This window comes from Agarivorans sp. QJM3NY_29, from assembly GCF_050870835.2.
Lineage (GTDB): Bacteria > Pseudomonadota > Gammaproteobacteria > Enterobacterales > Celerinatantimonadaceae > Agarivorans.
In genome coordinates this window covers 4072395-4090202 of sequence record NZ_CP194036.2, presented here as the reverse complement: position 1 = coordinate 4090202, position 17808 = coordinate 4072395, and the positions used below count along the sequence as shown (strand labels likewise).

General features: G+C 33.1%; 14 protein-coding genes. 3 read left to right on the top strand and 11 right to left on the bottom strand.

The features are described 5' to 3' along the window. The first annotated feature begins 9 nt into the window (after positions 1 to 9). Positions 10 to 3180, top strand: coding sequence for a type III restriction-modification system endonuclease (locus ACRRS0_RS18415; RefSeq protein WP_432451751.1), 3171 nt, complete (start codon positions 10 to 12; stop codon positions 3178 to 3180). Positions 3181 to 3239: 59 nt separating this feature from the next. Beyond that, positions 3240 to 3545: a hypothetical protein gene (locus ACRRS0_RS18410; RefSeq protein ID WP_432451752.1), complete on the top strand. Its 306-nt coding sequence runs from the start codon at positions 3240 to 3242 to the stop codon at positions 3543 to 3545. An 18-nt stretch (positions 3546 to 3563) separates the two neighbouring features. On the opposite strand, the gene ACRRS0_RS18405 is transcribed toward ACRRS0_RS18410, so the two are convergent. Then, on the bottom strand, positions 3564 to 4760 hold the full coding sequence (locus tag ACRRS0_RS18405; protein WP_432451753.1) for a hypothetical protein: 1197 nt from the start codon (positions 4758 to 4760) through the stop codon (positions 3564 to 3566). Between the two features lie 303 nt (positions 4761 to 5063). On the opposite strand from ACRRS0_RS18405, the gene ACRRS0_RS18400 reads away from it, so the two are divergent. Further along, a complete protein-coding gene (locus ACRRS0_RS18400; protein WP_432451754.1) occupies positions 5064 to 5771 on the top strand; it encodes a hypothetical protein in 708 nt (235 codons plus the stop codon). A gap of 62 nt (positions 5772 to 5833) precedes the next feature. Here the strand turns inward: ACRRS0_RS18400 and ACRRS0_RS18395 are convergent, their stop codons facing one another. The 10 genes from ACRRS0_RS18395 to ACRRS0_RS18350 form a co-directional block, all read right to left on the bottom strand. Continuing rightward, positions 5834 to 6436, bottom strand: a complete 603-nt coding sequence (locus tag ACRRS0_RS18395; RefSeq protein ID WP_432451755.1) for a hypothetical protein — start codon at positions 6434 to 6436, stop codon at positions 5834 to 5836. Positions 6437 to 6551: 115 nt separating this feature from the next. After that, complete coding sequence (locus ACRRS0_RS18390; RefSeq protein WP_432451756.1) at positions 6552 to 7607, bottom strand: hypothetical protein; 1056 nt, start codon at positions 7605 to 7607, stop codon at positions 6552 to 6554. Between the two features lie 151 nt (positions 7608 to 7758). Beyond that, on the bottom strand, positions 7759 to 10011 hold the full coding sequence (locus ACRRS0_RS18385; protein WP_432451757.1) for a hypothetical protein: 2253 nt from the start codon (positions 10009 to 10011) through the stop codon (positions 7759 to 7761). Beyond that, positions 9992 to 10345: a hypothetical protein gene (locus ACRRS0_RS18380; protein ID WP_432451759.1), complete on the bottom strand. Its 354-nt coding sequence runs from the start codon at positions 10343 to 10345 to the stop codon at positions 9992 to 9994. The genes ACRRS0_RS18385 and ACRRS0_RS18380 overlap by 20 nt, the downstream gene beginning before the upstream one ends. 120 nt (positions 10346 to 10465) lie before the next feature. After that, positions 10466 to 13339 carry a hypothetical protein gene (locus ACRRS0_RS18375; RefSeq protein WP_432451760.1) on the bottom strand — a complete coding sequence of 958 codons (2874 nt, stop codon included), beginning with the start codon at positions 13337 to 13339 and terminating at the stop codon, positions 10466 to 10468. 253 nt (positions 13340 to 13592) lie between these two features. After that, complete coding sequence (locus ACRRS0_RS18370; protein WP_432451761.1) at positions 13593 to 14636, bottom strand: hypothetical protein; 1044 nt, start codon at positions 14634 to 14636, stop codon at positions 13593 to 13595. A 342-nt stretch (positions 14637 to 14978) separates the two neighbouring features. Beyond that, a complete protein-coding gene (locus ACRRS0_RS18365) occupies positions 14979 to 15290 on the bottom strand; it encodes a hypothetical protein (protein WP_432451762.1) in 312 nt (103 codons plus the stop codon). Positions 15291 to 15301: 11 nt separating this feature from the next. After that, positions 15302 to 16045 carry a ParA family protein gene (locus ACRRS0_RS18360; RefSeq protein WP_432451763.1) on the bottom strand — a complete coding sequence of 248 codons (744 nt, stop codon included), beginning with the start codon at positions 16043 to 16045 and terminating at the stop codon, positions 15302 to 15304. A gap of 357 nt (positions 16046 to 16402) precedes the next feature. Next, entirely contained in the window at positions 16403 to 17173 is a 771-nt protein-coding gene (locus ACRRS0_RS18355) for a hypothetical protein (protein ID WP_432451764.1), read from the bottom strand. Positions 17174 to 17302: 129 nt separating this feature from the next. Further along, positions 17303 to 17734: a hypothetical protein gene (locus tag ACRRS0_RS18350; protein ID WP_432451765.1), complete on the bottom strand. Its 432-nt coding sequence runs from the start codon at positions 17732 to 17734 to the stop codon at positions 17303 to 17305. Positions 17735 to 17808: the final 74 nt, after the last annotated feature.

Here is a 17808-nt window from a genome sequence, read left to right as displayed (position 1 = left end):
GGGTAAATTATGTCTGAAATGAAGATAAAGTTTAACCCTGATCTTGATCATCAAAAAGAAGCGATTAATGCGGTTGTTGGTGTATTTGAAGGGCAAGAAACGTTTCAATCTAACTTCTCTGTATCAAACGCTATTCAAGCTGATATGTTTGAGAGAAATGATGGTATTGGTGTTGCTAATGCATTGAGCCTATTACCAGAAGAGTTATATGAAAATACTCGTAATGTTCAGTTAGTTAATGGCTTACCTCAGACTGAAACTACGAAACAAGCACTTCCAAGCCTTGATTTTACTGTCGAAATGGAAACTGGTACAGGTAAAACATACGTTTACCTACGTAGTGCTTTTGAGCTGAATCAACGTTATGGATTAACAAAATTCATCATCGTTGTTCCATCAGTGGCAATCAAAGAAGGTGTTTATAAATCTCTGCAAATGACTGAAGACCATTTCAGAAAAGAGTATAAGAACGTTCAATATGATTACTTTGTCTATGATTCTTCAAAGCGTGAGCAAGTAAGAAACTTTGCTACTAATGATTATATTCAGATTATGGTAATCAACATTGACGCTTTCAGTAAGTCTTTCACAGACCCAGAGAAAGAGACGAAAGCTAACCTGATTCACCGAACCGATGATCGCCTGAACGGGATGAAGCCAATTGAATTCATTCAAGCAACAAATCCTGTTGTTCTAATTGATGAACCTCAATCTGTGGCATCTACAGCTAACCGTAAAAAAGCAATTGCGAGTTTAAATCCGCTTTGCACGTTCCGATACTCAGCAACGTTGACTGAAAACTTCAACATGCTTTATAAGCTCGATTCGATAGATGCGTATGAGCGTAAGCTGGTCAAACAGATTGAAGTTGCTTCATTGGAAGTTCAAGACAATCATAACCAAGCGTATATCAAGCTGATCAGTGTTGATAATAAGAAATCGCCAATCACAGCTAAAATTGAAATTGACGCTCAAACTAAAACAGGAAAGCTACAGCCACGTAAATCAATCACAGTTAAGAGTGGAACGGATTTATTTGAAGCTTCTGGTGGACGAACTGTTTATGAAGGTTATGTAATCAATGACATTTACTGCGAAGAAGGTAGCGAGTATATCGACTTTACGAGCCGTGATGACATCTTAGAGCTAAGTCAATCAATAGGTGAAGTTGATCAAGATACTTATAAGCGATTACAAGTATCTAAGACTGTTGAAGAGCATCTTGAAAAAGAGCTGAAATTTTATAGAAAAATTACGACTGGCGTAGATGTAATGGATCATTCCAAAATTCTAAGCCAGAAAGGTATTAAGGTTCTGAGTCTGTTCTTCATTGATAAAGTAGCGAATTACCGTGGCTATTCAAGTGATGGAATACCTGTTCAGGGTAAATTTGCCAAGTGGTTTGAGGAAGAGTTTACACAGCAATTAAGAAAGCCAAAGTATCGTGTTTTATATCCTTCAATTTGGGATAAGAATGATGCAGGTAAGTCAATTTTAAATGAACATGCGCTCAAAGAACTAGCTAGTTCTGTTCACAATGGCTACTTTGCTCAAGATAAGAAAAAAGATGCGTCAGGTAATCCTCTTTACGCTGAATCAAAACTTTCAGCAAAAGGTGAAGGTGGTAAAACTGCTGCTGATGAATCTGCTTATAACTTGATTATGAAAGACAAAGAAAAGCTTTTATCAATGGATGAAAAGCTTCGATTTATCTTCTCTCACTCAGCCTTGAAAGAAGGTTGGGATAACCCTAACGTATTCCAAATTTGTACTCTAAACGAAACTAACTCTGTGATGAAGAAGCGTCAGGAGATTGGTCGTGGTTTACGTTTAGCAGTAGACCAATCGGGTGAACGTGTACCGTATGGCTTTGAGGTTAATACGCTTACTGTAATGGCAAATGAATCTTATGATCAGTTTGTTGCTGCTCTTCAAAAAGAGATTGAGGAAGAGGAAGGGATCAAGTTTGGTGCAGTTGAAAAACACCAATTTGCAAATATTGTTATTTCTGATGAGCATGACACTAAAGAGTTTCTTGGTGCTAAAAAATCAGAAGAGATTTATCAGCACTTAGCGGATAAAGGTTACATCGACAAGAAAGGCAAAATCTTAGATTCTCTTAAAACTGATCTGGTTGATAATACGGTTAGTTTACCTGAAAGTGTTCAAGAACATTCTGATGCGATTCTTGCAACTTTAACTAAGGTTGCTAAAGGTTTAAGCATTAAAAAACATGAAGAGAAGAAAACAGCAACGCTTCGTGAAGATAATGGTAAGCAAATCGTGCTTGGGGATGATTTTAAAGCACTCTGGGACAGAATTAAGTATAAGACGACTTATCGAGTGAACTTCAGCGTTGGTGAGCTTGTACAGAAGTGCATCAAGGAAATCAGAGCGTCAGTTGCGGTTGCAAGTGCGAAGTTTGAATATAAAAAAGTGAAAGTGGCGGTAACAGAAGCGGAACTTGAGACTTTTGATGAAGAGTCAAAGATCCAATACTACCGTAATCGCAACTTCCAACTTCCAGACGTAGTAACGTATCTTGAATCAAACACGAACCTAACCCGTAAGACGGTGGTAGATATTCTGCTTGGACTAGGTGATAAGTTAGAAGCATTCAAGAACAACCCACAGCGATTCATCGAACTTGCTAGTGAAGTGATCCGTAAACAAATGCGTTTAGCTATTGTCGATGGTATCTCATATCACAGAATTGGAGATGAAGAATATTACGCTCAGGAGTTGTTCCAAGAAGAAGAACTTACTGGTTATCTTAAAAATATGGTTGAGGCGAACAAATCTGTTTACGATTACATCATTTGTGATTCTGATACAGAGTTTGAGTTTGCAGAAAAGCTTGAAGAATCAACGGACGTTAAGCTTTACGCCAAATTACCAGCGTGGTTTAAGATTGATACTCCATTAGGCAGTTATAACCCTGATTGGGCGGTATTGATTGATAAAGAAGATGGTATGGGTGATCAGCTCTATTTTGTAGTTGAAACCAAATCTAGTATCTTCTCTGATGATTTACGTGCTTCTGAGCAAGCTAAAATTGATTGTGGTATTGAACACTTTAAAGCGTTATCGCAAGACAAGAACGGTAAAGCCTTAGATAACCCTGCTAAGTTCGTGAAGGCTGATAGCTATAACACTTTTGCTACGAACTTGTACGAATAACTAGCATTGCTCACTGCTAAATGTAGTAGTGAGCTTTGATATCATAGGAACAGCTAAAAATGAATATGTTAGATGTTGAAGGTGAGAATTCACAAGAACCAGAACTTCAAAAAATGGACAAGCTAGAAATCTACAAGCGGCTAACGTATTACTACAGAATGCTATCTAGTGAACTAGGTTTGATTGAACCGAACGTTGAAAAAGTTAGACGTTATGAACAAGAAATTGAAAGTCTTGAAGAACTAACTAAATCTGATGATTATTATAAATTTTGTAATGATTGTCAGGGAGTGCGATTGCACAAATCAAATTCACAATGCATTGATTGTGCTGAAGCTCCTTTAGTTAAGTTGAATCTTGATTAGAAAAAGCCCGTCAGGGCTTTAAATTCGGTTTTTCATAATCTTTGTTCCATTAGATTTTTTGTCTGGTGTAGGACTCTCAGTTTCAGTATCACCAGATGATTTATCATTCTTAGTGTATTCAGACATATCAATACTATTTTCAATGTATAGCTTGAAGTATTTACTGATTAACACAGTGAAAATCGCAACCAGTTGTTTTCTACACATCTCATGCAATTCAATACCTTCTTTATCAGAAGTATCTACAGCGAAAAGCTCAGAAATGGACATATGATTTTCAGATAAATATTTGTTTATCGCACTAATCACTTGTTCTTTATTTTTGTCATATCGCATCGAGTTTTTAATATAAAAATCTAAATCTTTTTCAAAAAATGGATTGAAAGTTTCAATTGCTTGAATGTGTCTGAATACGAAATTACAGAAATCAATTCTATCTTTATCTAAAATCCTTAAAGGAAGTTTTTTAAGCTTTTGTCTGATTAATGGATCAGAAGTGCCAGCTTTAATGTCATGTTTTTTATTACCAGAAATCAGAAGATTAACCAATGGCTTAGGCGTTGCCAGAGGTTTGACGGTATACATTTTATTGCTCAGTAAATTCATTGCATACATGAATCCGACATTGAGGTTTTGGTTCTCAAAATTAACGATACAACCATTTTTAATTTCTAAGCGAAAATAGTCTTCTTTACTAAATTGAAAATGCTCTTCAAGCTCGATTAAAGAACTATCGTGAAGGTATTTCTTCATGATGTTCAAAGTCGTGTCATTAGGTTTGAAATCAACGTAATTAGGTATCAGTGAGTTGCTTGATTTGTATCTGAAAATTGTTTCATGATTATCTTCAAAACCTTTTCTTTCAGCTTGCTTTTGTTCTTTAACCAATCGTTGTTTTTCTGCTTCGATTCGTCTTGCATCAGCTTCTTTTTCTTCCCTTGTTACAGTGATTAATTCTTCATTTTTCATTAGATGCAACTGAGGGAAGTATTTTTCTATTCCATTTTCTAAAGCCCTATATAAATCTTTCAGAGTCTTTTTTTGATTCATGTAACTTGATGGATTTTGAATCGAATCAGGGTAAGAATCAATTACAAGTGCATACACAGCATCAATTTCATAATAAAGTTCTAATCCATTATAATTTTCTTTGCTGAAAATATCATTATTATAATATTGTTTTAATGTATCTAGTTTTTGCTCATCTTTGTTCATGTTTATCTCCTTGTATGTAAACGATACTGATCTAATACCATTTAGAGAAAAACTTTCAAATTATTTTGTTTAATATATCTGCATTGGAATAATTATGACTTGGTTTTAAAGGAATAATTGCTAGATAAATATTGATAAGGTTGGGAAATTATCTATGAATTTTTCTATGAAATTGTATGTTTTTCAAGTGAAGTGGTGATGATTGATAGTGAATATCATGGTTCTATTTTCATTGATTTGTTGAAAATAAAATTCTTCGTGATAAATATATTGGTATGGATATATTAAAAAGGAGAATAACTTATGGATGAGTTTCATATAATCAATAACTATTATAATAAATATGACAATTACTATTTAGCAATGATTCTAGAGATAGATATAGATGAACTGGTAGAAAAAACATTTAGCCTGAGTAAGGGTAAATATCAACTGGATTTGGCAATTAGGCATTATAAAAAATCTAAGTCTAAAAAAAATGCTGAGATAGTAAAATCTGCAAATACTGAATCGAAAATCGTAGCTAAAGAATTTGAAGAGTTGTTTGAACAATCGGTTCATATCAGCAACTATTCAAACGCCATTGCAGATCCCAACTTGATTGAGAAGATGACTGAAGAAATCGGTAGAGTCGTTATTGCGAATCGTGTTTATGGTGAATCACTTAGATTTGTTCTTGATGAAATTAGTGATGATAAAGACAAAATCAGCGAAGTAGATCAAGAGCTTAAAGCATTGAATTTAAGCTATGCTCACGCTAAATACTTAGTTGAAGCTGTTACAAGTGAAGACGTTCAAAGCTTTCGTAAAATCAGTAAGAGAATTGAAAATGATTTTACTTCACTTCCAATGATTCACGACACATCAACGTTAGAACAAGCATTGTTAAGCTGTTTAAAAAGCAGAAAATATATAATAGATTCACATCCTGATTTCAAACGTGTTCACCTAAGTTTTGATTTTCCTGAAATTTATTTAATTAAATTTGCAATTGCAAAAGCTCTTAAGTAATTTTTAATCAGAAACAAAAAAACCGCACTAGGCGGTTTTTTATTGCGAAGCATATAATACTCTTAAGAAGAATATGTATAAGAGTCAAAATCGCTCTTCTTCAATTTCGATAGGTCAAGACCGTGATCTACTTCTAATGTCTTTTTAGCATTGGAATTTTTTCGATACAAATCACCAGCAGATGTATTCAATGCTTTAGCTGCATTTCTAATCTTACCTGCATAAGCTTTATTATAGACAACAGCATAATTATTATCTTCTTCAAGAAGAACTACATCTTTATCTTTTAAAAGTTCAGTGCAAAAACCTTCTGCTTCAGCTTTTAATGCAACAATATCAACTAAGAAATATGACGGTCTGGATTTGCTTGGGGATTTTTGAGCAGATTTTTTACCTAAACGTTTAGTTAGTTCTTTTGAATTTTCGTCATTAATTTCACTGGCGTTACTAATTATCCAAGGCATTAGGGCATTAATCGTTAATCCAATTAGTGCTGAATCTTCCTCTTCAAGAATATTCTTCAACGTTTTTTCAATCTCTTCTTGACGTTCTAATTGTTCGATACGATCTTGAAGTTCTTTTTCTTGTTGTTTAATTCGTGCTTCATTTTCTTTTTGCTGTTGCTCTTTTAGTTTCTCAATTTCTTTTTTCTTATCAATTGACATGATCTTTACCTTATCGAATTAGTTACCACAAGTAATCTAAGACATAAGAAACATTGTGTCAAACATTCTAGTAAAGATTTGCAGAAAGCCAACATACATATGTTGGCTTTTATGTTTATACTGATAATCTTGAACTTCTCTTTCTACTTCGGTTTGGTTTAGATGATTCAGGTGAAGGTTGAGAATCTTTTTCAATCGAACGAAGCAGTTCATTTCTTTTTTCATCTCTGTCTAAAACGAGTTTTGAAGGTTTATCGAGTTCATTCATTTCTAGATCAAAATCTTGCTCTATAGCATGTTCAAAATCTAGATTTTCATCTTCAAACGTCAAATCCCAATCGTCAAATTCAAGCATTCTGTCTACATCAGAATTAGGATTAGGAGCTGGTAAAGCCAATGCTTCATGCTCTGGATCAGTAGGAGCAGGTAAAGAAGGAACTTCAATACGTTTCTTACCTAGAAACGGTAATTGTGGGAAATCAGGTTCTTCATCATCGTCAGGAGACACAGCATTCTGCTGTGTAGATTTATTTTCTGATTGAACCTTGTCATTCTTAACATCTTCATCTTGGTCATCGAGTTCTTCACCAAGCTTAAAAGAGTTTCGATTTTTAACCTCATCAATGATTGAAAGTAGTTCATCACGGTTGGGGCAACCTCTCGCAACTTTCAGCGTATCAATATCAAAATCATTATCATCAAGTGCTTTGATCAAGCCTTGTTTGAAATTGTCCATAAACTCAGGATTATCAACAGGAATGTCAGTGATCGGGTGCTTGCACGTTGAAAGACTATCAGAAATGACTTGAACTGATGGATTGAATCCACAATCTACACCTTTGTTTCTTCCTATAAGCGACTTTCTAACAGTGAAAGCCAACTCACCTTCAAGATAATATTTGTTTTTCTTCTTATCGTATTTTGAAAAAATACCTTCGTGCATTTCAGCAAGAAATTCTTTTCGAGTTTTCGACTTCTTGATCGTTTCGTCAATCTCTTCAATTGGTTTTTTCAATGCTTCTTTTGTATCTGGAAACATTGAGTTAATGAAATCAAAATCAAACATATTATCAATCATTGGTGATTGAATGGTTGGTGTGCCAAATTTCAATGATTCATTATCAATTACATCATCAAAATCAGCATCAATAATTTCTTTTTCTTCTAGCATAATATTCTCCTTGTTTTGTAATGCTTATTATCATTACTTACATATATTTACGAAAAATAAAGAGTAACGAAGATTCAGGAGATAAAACCTTTTTAGATAAACGAAAAAAAAGAAGAGCTATATAAATAATTCTTCTTCAATTTTTAACGTTTTACTTAACAAAAGATGATTTCATGAAGTTACACCATGCATCAATACGACCATTCATCATTTTTGGCAGCATTCTAAGCAATAGGAATACAGCTAAAAGTTCAAAGAGTAAGATGATTATATTCATTATCTGAGTGCCGAAATTACCATCAATCTTTATGATAATATCGTGGAGATATTGGAAGATGATTGTATATGAGAAAACGATTATTATTGGAGAAATCGCTTGTAAAATGAAGTTCATAAACAATGCATGTAAATCTATAATAAATTCATCATAAACTGATTCGATTCCATCCATGCCTCTAGAAAAACCATTTAAGAAGAACAGATTAAAAGCTATCGTTTGGTCGATAACTAACTTGTATGCTCTCAGTAGTGTAAACTTGAAAAACATCAATGGAATCATCAACGGAAGGCTGTAGAAAAAGAATCCAATACCAATTGCAACACTTCCAAGCCAGCTTAAGAACTTTATTGCTTCAAGCCCAAAGTATTGAAGAATCGCTGTAGTCGTCAACATTGTTGTAGCACCTACTGAACTGTAGTAAGGACTTGTTTTGAAGTAGTTATCGTAAGCGGAAGGAGCAATGATTGCTGTAACTGTTCCAACGGCAGAACCATATTTTTTAAGCTTATCAGAACTCATTTTGAACGCTTTGCCTTTCTTCTTGTTGAATGACATAAGCATTGCACCAGTTTTGAAGCTCACACCCCATTGAACAAGCCCTGTTCCTGCATCAATCATTTCTTCTGTTACTGAGTTACATTTATACCCACTTCTGATCTGATTAAATGCGTTGTAGCAAGATGTAAAACGATTAATCGGAGACATAATATCAGAACCAGCAACAGTGTTTACGATAGTGCCAAAATCAGGTTTTGGTATATCTGCTATATCAATCATCTGAAGGGGATGAAGAACTTCAAAGTTTTGCTTTTCGATGTTTCTAGTGAAATTTATAGAAAAGAGAGCGTCTTTATCTAAAGTCAGATCCTTATAACCAACACCTTTGACAGTTGTTTGTGTATGAAATCTACGCCTCATCACATCACCTGAAATGTCAACATAGCTTGAAACTACATCATTTATCGAATTCACTGGCGTAGTGATTAAACCAAGTTTCTTGTTGGTTTTTACATATGCTTTTTCAGCAATTTGAATCGCTTCAGCACAAGAAAAATACCCACCTGAAGAACATGTAGATTTTGCTTTTGCCTTAATATCATCAAAACTAAGCTCAAACACTGAATGACCAAATGGCATTGCATTCAAATCATTCAATACACCTTGACCGTTAAGGATTTCTTCAGAATCAAAGAATGGACTAGCATAATGCTTAACCAAGAAATTATGACTGGCGCATTGTGCTGCAACATCTAGATATGTGTTCATTACGATCATATCAGCCCCAGATAAATCATAATTATAAATATCAGAGCAATACTGCTTATAGTCTCCTTCTAGAACTGATTCGTTATGACCTAAATTCTGTGAATCAGTGAAATCACTTGAGAGAGATTTATCAGCAGAAAATTGAGCATTAGAGATGTTTTGAGCTACAAGATAGCTATGCTCAAAAAGAGACTGATAAAAATCTTGAATCATTTCTTTTTCGTTTAACGTTTCATCAATCGTTTCTGCTTTTTGGTTCATTATCGTATTGCTCATATTTGAGATGATGGTTTCTGAGCCTCCCATTTCAAATCTAGCGGTATAAGCATCATCCTTAAGGCTAACGTTCAGTTTCGTATCTAAAACGTCTTGTGGTGATTCAACGTTCTTTAAAAACACATGAGAAACATCTAGATAGTTATCCTTAAGAACTTTCGGATTTGGAAGTTGAATTGAATGAATAGTGATTTCTTCACTATCGAAAAAATCAATCAGCTTTTCACCTGATTCAACGACTTTTGCAAAAGCAGTCTGAATGATATATCTATAATTATTAATCTGTTCTGTATGACCTGAAGCCGTTTTATATTCATGAGTGTTATATGGAGAAGCTATGAATAAAACAAATGCCATAGCCATAAGTCTACTTCTAGTTCCTTTTGAAGCCCCTTCAGGCGATAGTGATTCTAATAGAAAAAGAACACAGAAAATTAATACAATGACAGGCACATAATCCAACAGGATTTGATTGAGAGATTGCGCTAGTGCTGCAAGTTGTGTTGGAGTATCTAACGACACGTAAGACGGATAAACTTCATCTGATATGCTTTGGAAGATGCTATGAACAATCCTGGTCATTGGTGCGTGAAGACTCTTCTGAGATAAGAGCATTCACAGCTTCAGACTGATAAGAAAAAATTAGAGTCGATACAATAGATAAGAAAAAATAGAATTTTTTGTTTGAATGAACATCAGTTAAAACTTTCTGTGTTGAGCTTGGAACACTTACTGTTGCTTCATTATCATTGCTAATGTTTTGCTTTAAATTTAATTCTAAAGTTTTTTTCTTTAAATTTGTTTTTAAAATATTATTTAAATTTTTTATTTTAACTTTTTTAATTCTATTCTTTCTATTTGCCGATTTGTTTTTTCTGATTTGTCTTTTTATCGACTTTCTACCATTTCTTTTCATAGCGTTAATTCCTTTGTGATAGTATCTTAATATCACGAATCAACATTATTTCAATTTAGATATATTCATGGGTAAAAAAAAGACCGTAAATACAGTCTTTTTATTTTAAGGTGAAGCGTTTTATTCTTTATCTTTTTGTTTCTGATTTGCCATTGTTTTTAAAGTTTTATTTGTGATCATTACTTTTGCAATAAACTTCTCACTTTCTTTTCTGTCAATGAATTCTTCTAAGTTGTTAAAACCATTCTGCATCACATTGTCAACCAATGGTTTAACTTCTTTCAAAATTGTTTTAAGTGAAATATATATTAATCCAAAAGTGATTATGATTGTTGTTATGATTTGAAAAACAGGTCCGATAAGACCTAGAATCATTGAGCTAGAATCAGAATCAAAGTTTGTATAACTTGAAATCGTTGGCATATATTTCATAATTAGTGCTCTAGCTATATTGTTTATTGGAAGTGTAATAGATAACGCCAATAAAAACATATATAGATATACAGTTGCATTGAAACTAAACATAACAACTTTTTTACTCATCTCTGTATCTTTCCAAGTCCAAATGAAAACAGAGTAAGAAATCAGTATAAAAAAAGGCAGAAGAAGGAGGTAGAAGGTAACAAACACTTCAGTAAATAGTAAAAATATTTTCTCATACTTGAATTGAAAATCAATGATGGTTGCTGATACTACAGCGATTACACCAGATCCAATCATCAAATTGCCAGTTTCGTTTATCGCTGAACCAATTCCATTACCAATACTTTTTAAATGTGATTTTTTCTTTTTCTTCTTACCTTTTTTGTAAGTTGAATTTTCTGAAGATTGTTTAGTTGATGCTTGAATCATCATACCACCTGCTTTAAGAGCAAAACCTGAACCAAATGCGAATGCTGAACCTGTTTTGAGGTTTTCACTTAGCTTTTGCACCTCTGGCACACCTTGAAAATCTTCTTGTTTTTCAGCGCAGGTTTCATCATCAGCACAAACAAATTTATCTAATGACTTAAAGATGTTTGTCATTGCATCAAGACCATTGTAGAACAGTGTTTCAGCATTCTTTGTTGAAACTAATTCTGTTCTGTCAAAATTGTAACGGCTTGAATCTGTAGCAATTTCGATTGCTTGTGAAGAGTAGCTACTTGGAGCAACACTTAGAGATACATCAATCTGATCAAAGATTGGATTTAAAAAGTAGTTGATGTGACCAGATGTATAAGCATGTAAATTAGACTCAACATTATCATCACCAGATGCATAGTTGGGTAAAGCTTTAGCGTAGCTAATATCAAGAACATCGTTTAATTCTGAATACATCGACAAGTAGCCGTTGGTATTCGTGTTTAGATAGTGATAAAAATCGCCTTGTGCGAAATAACCCTTGTTGATTATCGTTCCTACATCTTTTTCAAAACTGTAAAGGCTATCTACAATCTCAATGAACAGATCATCAATTGCAGCATAACCAGCGATCAAATCTTCTACAGAATCTTCAACTAAAGGATTGGTTTTATTTACCAATCTAACGATGTTTGTTTCAATTTCTTGTTTGTTATTATTATCATAAATTTTATTTGAAGTAGTTGCTGCTGAAAGAGTTCCATTCTCTTTATCGAAATTTACACAATCATATTGACTCATAAATGACGTTGTATCGAAATCTTCTAAATCGTTGATTGTCTCTTTTACTAATTCAGCGTTGGTGATACAGATAGATTCGTTGATGTTGTCGTATATAGCATCCGTTTTAGACAAAAATGACTGTAAATTGCTCGAATCAAAATCAATGTATTTTTGTGTCCCTGCCAGATAATCAGGGTTTTTACCTGCATCATATCCAAGCTCTACAGAACCGATAATAAAACCTTTTTTGTATTCAAGTAAGTAGATTATCGCAAGTTGCATCAATCTCAACTTTGCATTTTCTGTCATCAAATACTTTTCTTCATATGCTGTTTGAATCTCATTCCAAGATGATTCAAGTGTTTTATTTTTTATCGCATTGTGAGTAATACTATTGAAATTTACTTCTTCCATGATATTGAAAACGGCTGATGATATTTTCTTATTAGTCGCTGTAATTTCACCACAATCAGCAAGAAAGATTTTATGAATCAATCCATATTTGTTAATAGTATAAGAGATTTTTTTATTAGTTCTTTTTTCGTAATATTTGACGTATGGAACGTTCTTTTCATAGTAAAAATCAACAACATCTTTTTGAGAGGTAAGTTTGTTATAAATATATTCTTTTTCACCTTCTTCTGTTTTGATTTCTTCATAACTTAAATCAACACCGATTTGTTGACGTTCAAGCGTGTTTCTTTGATTGTTGTTAAGACATATTCCGATATGAATTAAAGCTCTAGCATCTTCTAGAAGTTCATTCTTACTGTAACTTTTAATTTGGGCTTTTTTCTGTTGGCTTTCAGTCAGTGATAATTTTACATTAGCTGTAAATAGGACTTGTGAAACAGCATTCAAGCTACCTGCAATACTTCTGGTAAAATGATTAGATGAAACAACATAATAAGTGAATGAAGAAATTATTATGAACATAGTAAGGCTAAAATAAACCTTGTGCGGCTTTCCTTCTTTCGCTCTTTGAATTGTTCTGTAAAGCCCTATTGGAACAATGATGAAAGTAGCGAAAACAAAAAGAGATAGAACAATATCAGCCACATACATTTGAATTTCGTAAAGCTTAGTTAGGTTGTTCTCAGCGTTGATTGCGTTGTTATTGAGCCTTGTTACTTCTGACTCAGATAAACCTCCGCTAGTATCATAGTATGGTGATGATTTAGCATCGAGAACATGAAAGTTTGTTTCTGTGAGAAATTTATTCTGATCTTTGCAAGACTTATAAGTTATCGTTACTTCTTCTGCTTTTTCAATGCAAGCATCATTGGTATGTTCAAAGCATCCTGATAAGCTTAAAAGCAAGATTGGTGTAATTATTAGTTTTAGTATGTTTCCCTTGTTTATTTTCATTGTTTTATTCCTTTGTGTTAATTATAGGAATATCACAATTTAGATATAATAAAAGAAGGGGAGGGGATATATTTTTTAAGTGAATTGATTTTTCTTTATACTAAAAGAAAAAACCACATCATTTGATGTGGAAAAACTTTTTTATTTAAGGAATAGTAATATGCTTACTTAATTATATTTATCATGTATAAAATTTAAATCAAGAGTGTTCTACTAATTTATTGTTTATCTATTATACAATTTAAACTTTCTATCATTGACAAGCACTTTCAGCATTCGATTGAGAGATTGAACTTGATAGTGTTATGTCGCCCCATCTGATTGCTCTACAAAAATTCGTATCTCTGTCAGGAAATGTAGTAATTTGAGGAAAGAAAGCTTCGTTGTCATTATTTGTAATGATCAATCCTGATTTTAAATTTGCAAATTTAGTTATGTTTGAAATATTGGTGTAAGAAATATCTATAGTCCCAGCGTTTTCTACATTTGAAATATCAAGTTCTGTTGCCGACATTGCTCCAAGAATATTTATGTTGTAGTTATTATAACTAAGTTTACTTAAATCAAATGACGTTATGTTTTGCATTCCTCTTAGAATTATTGTTGAACCTGCATATCTAAGATTTGATAAATCTAACGTTTCTAAAAATGGATGATCAATGATTATGTCTCCAAAAACGTATTGAATGTTTGGTAAGTTAAATTCAGGATTTACAGAACCTTCTCCTTCTCCTTCATTGGGCGCAGGAGTGCCACCTTCACCACCTTCACCGCCCCCCATTATGTCAATATTAATTGAATTGAGGTAATACGCTGGCACAGAGTCATAGCTCATTAAGCTTCTAATGTCTGAATTGTTGATAGAACAGCTTTGAGAGTTATAAACTAATCCTGTTCCAGAACCGTCTTGTGCTGCTGCTAACCATCCGTTATTCCAGTATTGACAAGAAGGAGCTTTCGCCCAAAGTGAAACTGTCTCACTTAAATCACCCGTTGCTGAAAGGGTAAATGAATCATTATCAGAACAACCTCCGCTGTTTAAGTATTCCCAATTTCCTGATTTTTTATCACCATCTAAAAGAACATCACAACCTTCTTCACTTACTATAATATCTGAATAATATAGCTCTGATTTAACGACTTCGTATGTGCCTTTGACGTTATCTTGAGTTACGTTCAATGCTGCGCTAGGTTCTGTATACATACCTTCTGGCGGTATTACGATTGCAACCCATTCTGCTTGAGCTTGGATTGTGAAAAGTGTTGATAAGAGTATTGCTGATTTGCATAAATTCATTTTTTAATTCCTTTTAATATTAAGTGTCCTTAATATATTTCTATCATTTCGTTTCTGATAGTAAAGAGACATGATTTTACAAATGATTCTATGTTTTTATGATGAAGGGTTTTTTTCTTTAGATTTAGAGGTTTCTTAAGGTATTATAATGTTAATGTTTCTTTTTAATATATCTGTTTAGGTATAATTATTAAATTGATTTTTTATGCTTCGCAAAGAAAAGACACTTTCTGAAAAAGTGCCTTTTTTAGTTTCTGAATGATTTAGTCATACTATCGCCTTGCGTTGATGGTTCAGTTTGAAGAAGACAAAGATTTATCTTCTCCAAAATCGAACTTAGTTTTAAACCTGTTCACGTTGTTTTCTCTCCTTTTCCTTTAGATTTAGATCTGTCTGTTTGATTACACATTGAATTATATATTGAGTATAAGAACCTTTAGCCAAACCTGAAGCTTTTAAATCATAGAAATCAGCTTCAAGTGATTCTGGTAGTGAAGTTATAAGTTTGTTGTTGCCCTTAGTTAGTGATCTATCACGTTCGATTTTGATAGGTTCTACGTTCTCGTTTTCTACTAGTGCTGCACCTTCTGAAGCTTTATCCATATCTTTTAGCATTTCTTCAATTGCATTTATATCTACTTTTTTCTTAGTCATTTTCTTTTTCCTTATGCGTTAATAATTGATTTGATTTCGTCTGCAAGTGCGTAAATTTCACTTACCGATTGATTGAGTTTCGGAGCAACGAATTTTTTTAGAGTAATAGTTTTGCCGTTAGCTTTATCAGTATCCATTTGCTGTTGTTCTTGAGCTTGTTTAGCTCGTATTGACTGAACACGTTTCAATTCATACTCAGGAATCGTTAAACCTTCTGAAGTAGCGGTTTCAAGCAATCCTTTCTTAAAGCTAATGGTAGAGTTAAGACGCACTAGGTTAGGACATTTGCTCGTTAAATTATCAAATTCAGATAGTGATGTTTTTGCGTGATGCACACGATTTACAAGAACATAAGCTTTTTTAGGTTTGTTTGTTTTTTCACTGATAGAAGTAAGCGTTGCGTTAACGTTCCTCAGCGTTGCCATTTCTTTAATAGAATCATTTATTGGTGTGATGATGATTGTTGCTACGCTCATCGCAGCCATAGTTAAAGCACTTTCATAACCGCCACAATCAATGATTATTTTCTTATCAGCATGCTTTTCAATAGCTTGTTTGAACTGTTCAATTGATGTGATATTTAGAAAATTAATTTTCCTATATCCATTTGCTGAACGTAATGCATTCGTTAATTCATATGTTCCGTAAGGATCAAGATTCAGTAAAAGCTCTCGCTCCATTGTAAACATTAATTGCTCGCAAGTTGTTGATTTTCCTGAACCGCCTTTTATTGATGCCACTGTTAGTATATCCATTTTAACTCCTTGTTGTGTTACATTTCGTTTATATAGTCAATGTTATCAGGACCTCTAAAGGTGTCAATGAAAAACATATATATATTATATAAGATGTATATTTATATTTTTTGAAGGTTTGTTTTTTGTGTAGATTCAAAGGTTTGTCAGGATGTTAGCTTTGGTGATATTTTTATGTTTATGGCGGTAGATTGAGAAATATATAAGGTATATAAGATGTATAAGGTATATAAGATGTATGAGATATATAAGACATATAAGATATATAAGGTATATAAGGTATATAAGGTATATAAGGTATATAAGGTATATAGGGTATATAAGATATATAAGATATATAAGATATATAAAAAAGACCTACTGCAAGGTTTTGATTGTTATGTTCTTGTTTTTAAATTCTACAAGTAAAGAATGTTGATTACTTTCTAAGTCGTTGAACCATTTTTTTGATAAGATTATTGAACTCGATAACTGCAAATGATTCTTATCTCTTTTGAAAATATTATGAGAAACCAATAATTCTATTTTATCTCTTAAAGCTCTGTTGTTCTTCAAACCGACTTCTTCACACATCTTGCCAAAACTACCATGACCATACGTGATATTGATTTTTCCTTTTTCATCAAACATTTGAATAACTTTTAATAGTGATTTGTCTCTCGCTGGCTTACCAATCCTTATCAGGTTGAGTAAGTCATTCAAGTAATCGTCAGAAGTGAATGAAGTAGAAACACTATAATCAGAATTTAGATCTGAATTAGAAATCGTCTTAATCGAATTTTCGTAATTAATGATGAAACTATTGAAACCTATGCCATTAGATGAAAATAGCGATTGATTCAACATCACGCCTGTTGCGCTTGTAGATGAGAAAATACCTGTATTAACACCAACTTTTTTAAACTGATTTAATGCTGTTGCTTGATCACTTGCGGTTGATTTCTGAGGTAAATAATCACGTATATCAGAGCTAGAAATAGAATGTTCGTGAACACAGTTGGATTCTATGAGTTTTCGCAGCACAGAGGCGAACTGAGGGCGTTTTGTGCCGAGTAGGGCGGTAAGCTTTACTATATAATTTTCTAGGTCGTTGTCTGTATCAGCGACAGATCTAATTATGTTTATCATCTTTGACTCCTTTTGTTGTTACTGTCAATGTATCAGTAAAAATACTTATGTAAATGAAAAGGAACAAAATAAAACATTGGAACGGTGAAAGGGTCTGTATTTAAAGAGTTTATCTACAATCTCTATTAACTAGATAGAACAAAAAAGTTTGTTAGAAATGGGGGCTTTTTGAAAGCTATGGATGAATCGTTCAAACTCGTTTTGATTCAGTGAATGTAAATCAAGCGTATCACCACAGATTAGATATTCATCACTTTCTGAATTTAGAACAGATACATGTAAGTCATACTTATCTGTTAGGGTGCTGTAAGCGTGGTTTAGACTATGCCTGACGGCTCTTTCTGAAAAGGTCGGGTTATCAAGTGATATTTCTTCTGCAAGGTCATATAGGCTTTCAGGGTCGTTTGAATGAAATGATTTTAAGTGATTTGTTTCAAAAGTAACATTATCAACAATTGTTACTTGTAGTTCTTCTAAGAACTCATGATCAAAAATAAATGTTTCATCAGTATAAAAGTTAAAACATTTGGCATTGGCTGATATTGTGATTTTGTTTATCATCTTACTCTCCTTTTTTGCAAGCAGAACATCCTTGTCTTACATCCTGTAAAATTAAATCCATTACCATATTTATG

Bases quoted from the DNA above. Each gene is read 5' to 3' on its own strand.
- ACRRS0_RS18415 (WP_432451751.1), top strand. From the start codon at position 10: ATGTCTGAAATGAAGATAAAGTTTAACCCTGATCTTGATCATCAAAAA.
- ACRRS0_RS18410 (WP_432451752.1), top strand. From the start codon at position 3,240: ATGAATATGTTAGATGTTGAAGGTGAGAATTCACAAGAACCAGAACTT.
- ACRRS0_RS18405 (WP_432451753.1), bottom strand. From the start codon at position 4,760: ATGAACAAAGATGAGCAAAAACTAGATACATTAAAACAATATTATAAT.
- ACRRS0_RS18400 (WP_432451754.1), top strand. From the start codon at position 5,064: ATGGATGAGTTTCATATAATCAATAACTATTATAATAAATATGACAAT.
- ACRRS0_RS18395 (WP_432451755.1), bottom strand. From the start codon at position 6,436: ATGTCAATTGATAAGAAAAAAGAAATTGAGAAACTAAAAGAGCAACAG.
- ACRRS0_RS18390 (WP_432451756.1), bottom strand. From the start codon at position 7,607: ATGCTAGAAGAAAAAGAAATTATTGATGCTGATTTTGATGATGTAATT.
- ACRRS0_RS18385 (WP_432451757.1), bottom strand. From the start codon at position 10,011: ATGACCAGGATTGTTCATAGCATCTTCCAAAGCATATCAGATGAAGTT.
- ACRRS0_RS18380 (WP_432451759.1), bottom strand. From the start codon at position 10,345: ATGAAAAGAAATGGTAGAAAGTCGATAAAAAGACAAATCAGAAAAAAC.
- ACRRS0_RS18375 (WP_432451760.1), bottom strand. From the start codon at position 13,339: ATGAAAATAAACAAGGGAAACATACTAAAACTAATAATTACACCAATC.
- ACRRS0_RS18370 (WP_432451761.1), bottom strand. From the start codon at position 14,636: ATGAATTTATGCAAATCAGCAATACTCTTATCAACACTTTTCACAATC.
- ACRRS0_RS18365 (WP_432451762.1), bottom strand. From the start codon at position 15,290: ATGACTAAGAAAAAAGTAGATATAAATGCAATTGAAGAAATGCTAAAA.
- ACRRS0_RS18360 (WP_432451763.1), bottom strand. From the start codon at position 16,045: ATGGATATACTAACAGTGGCATCAATAAAAGGCGGTTCAGGAAAATCA.
- ACRRS0_RS18355 (WP_432451764.1), bottom strand. From the start codon at position 17,173: ATGATAAACATAATTAGATCTGTCGCTGATACAGACAACGACCTAGAA.
- ACRRS0_RS18350 (WP_432451765.1), bottom strand. From the start codon at position 17,734: ATGATAAACAAAATCACAATATCAGCCAATGCCAAATGTTTTAACTTT.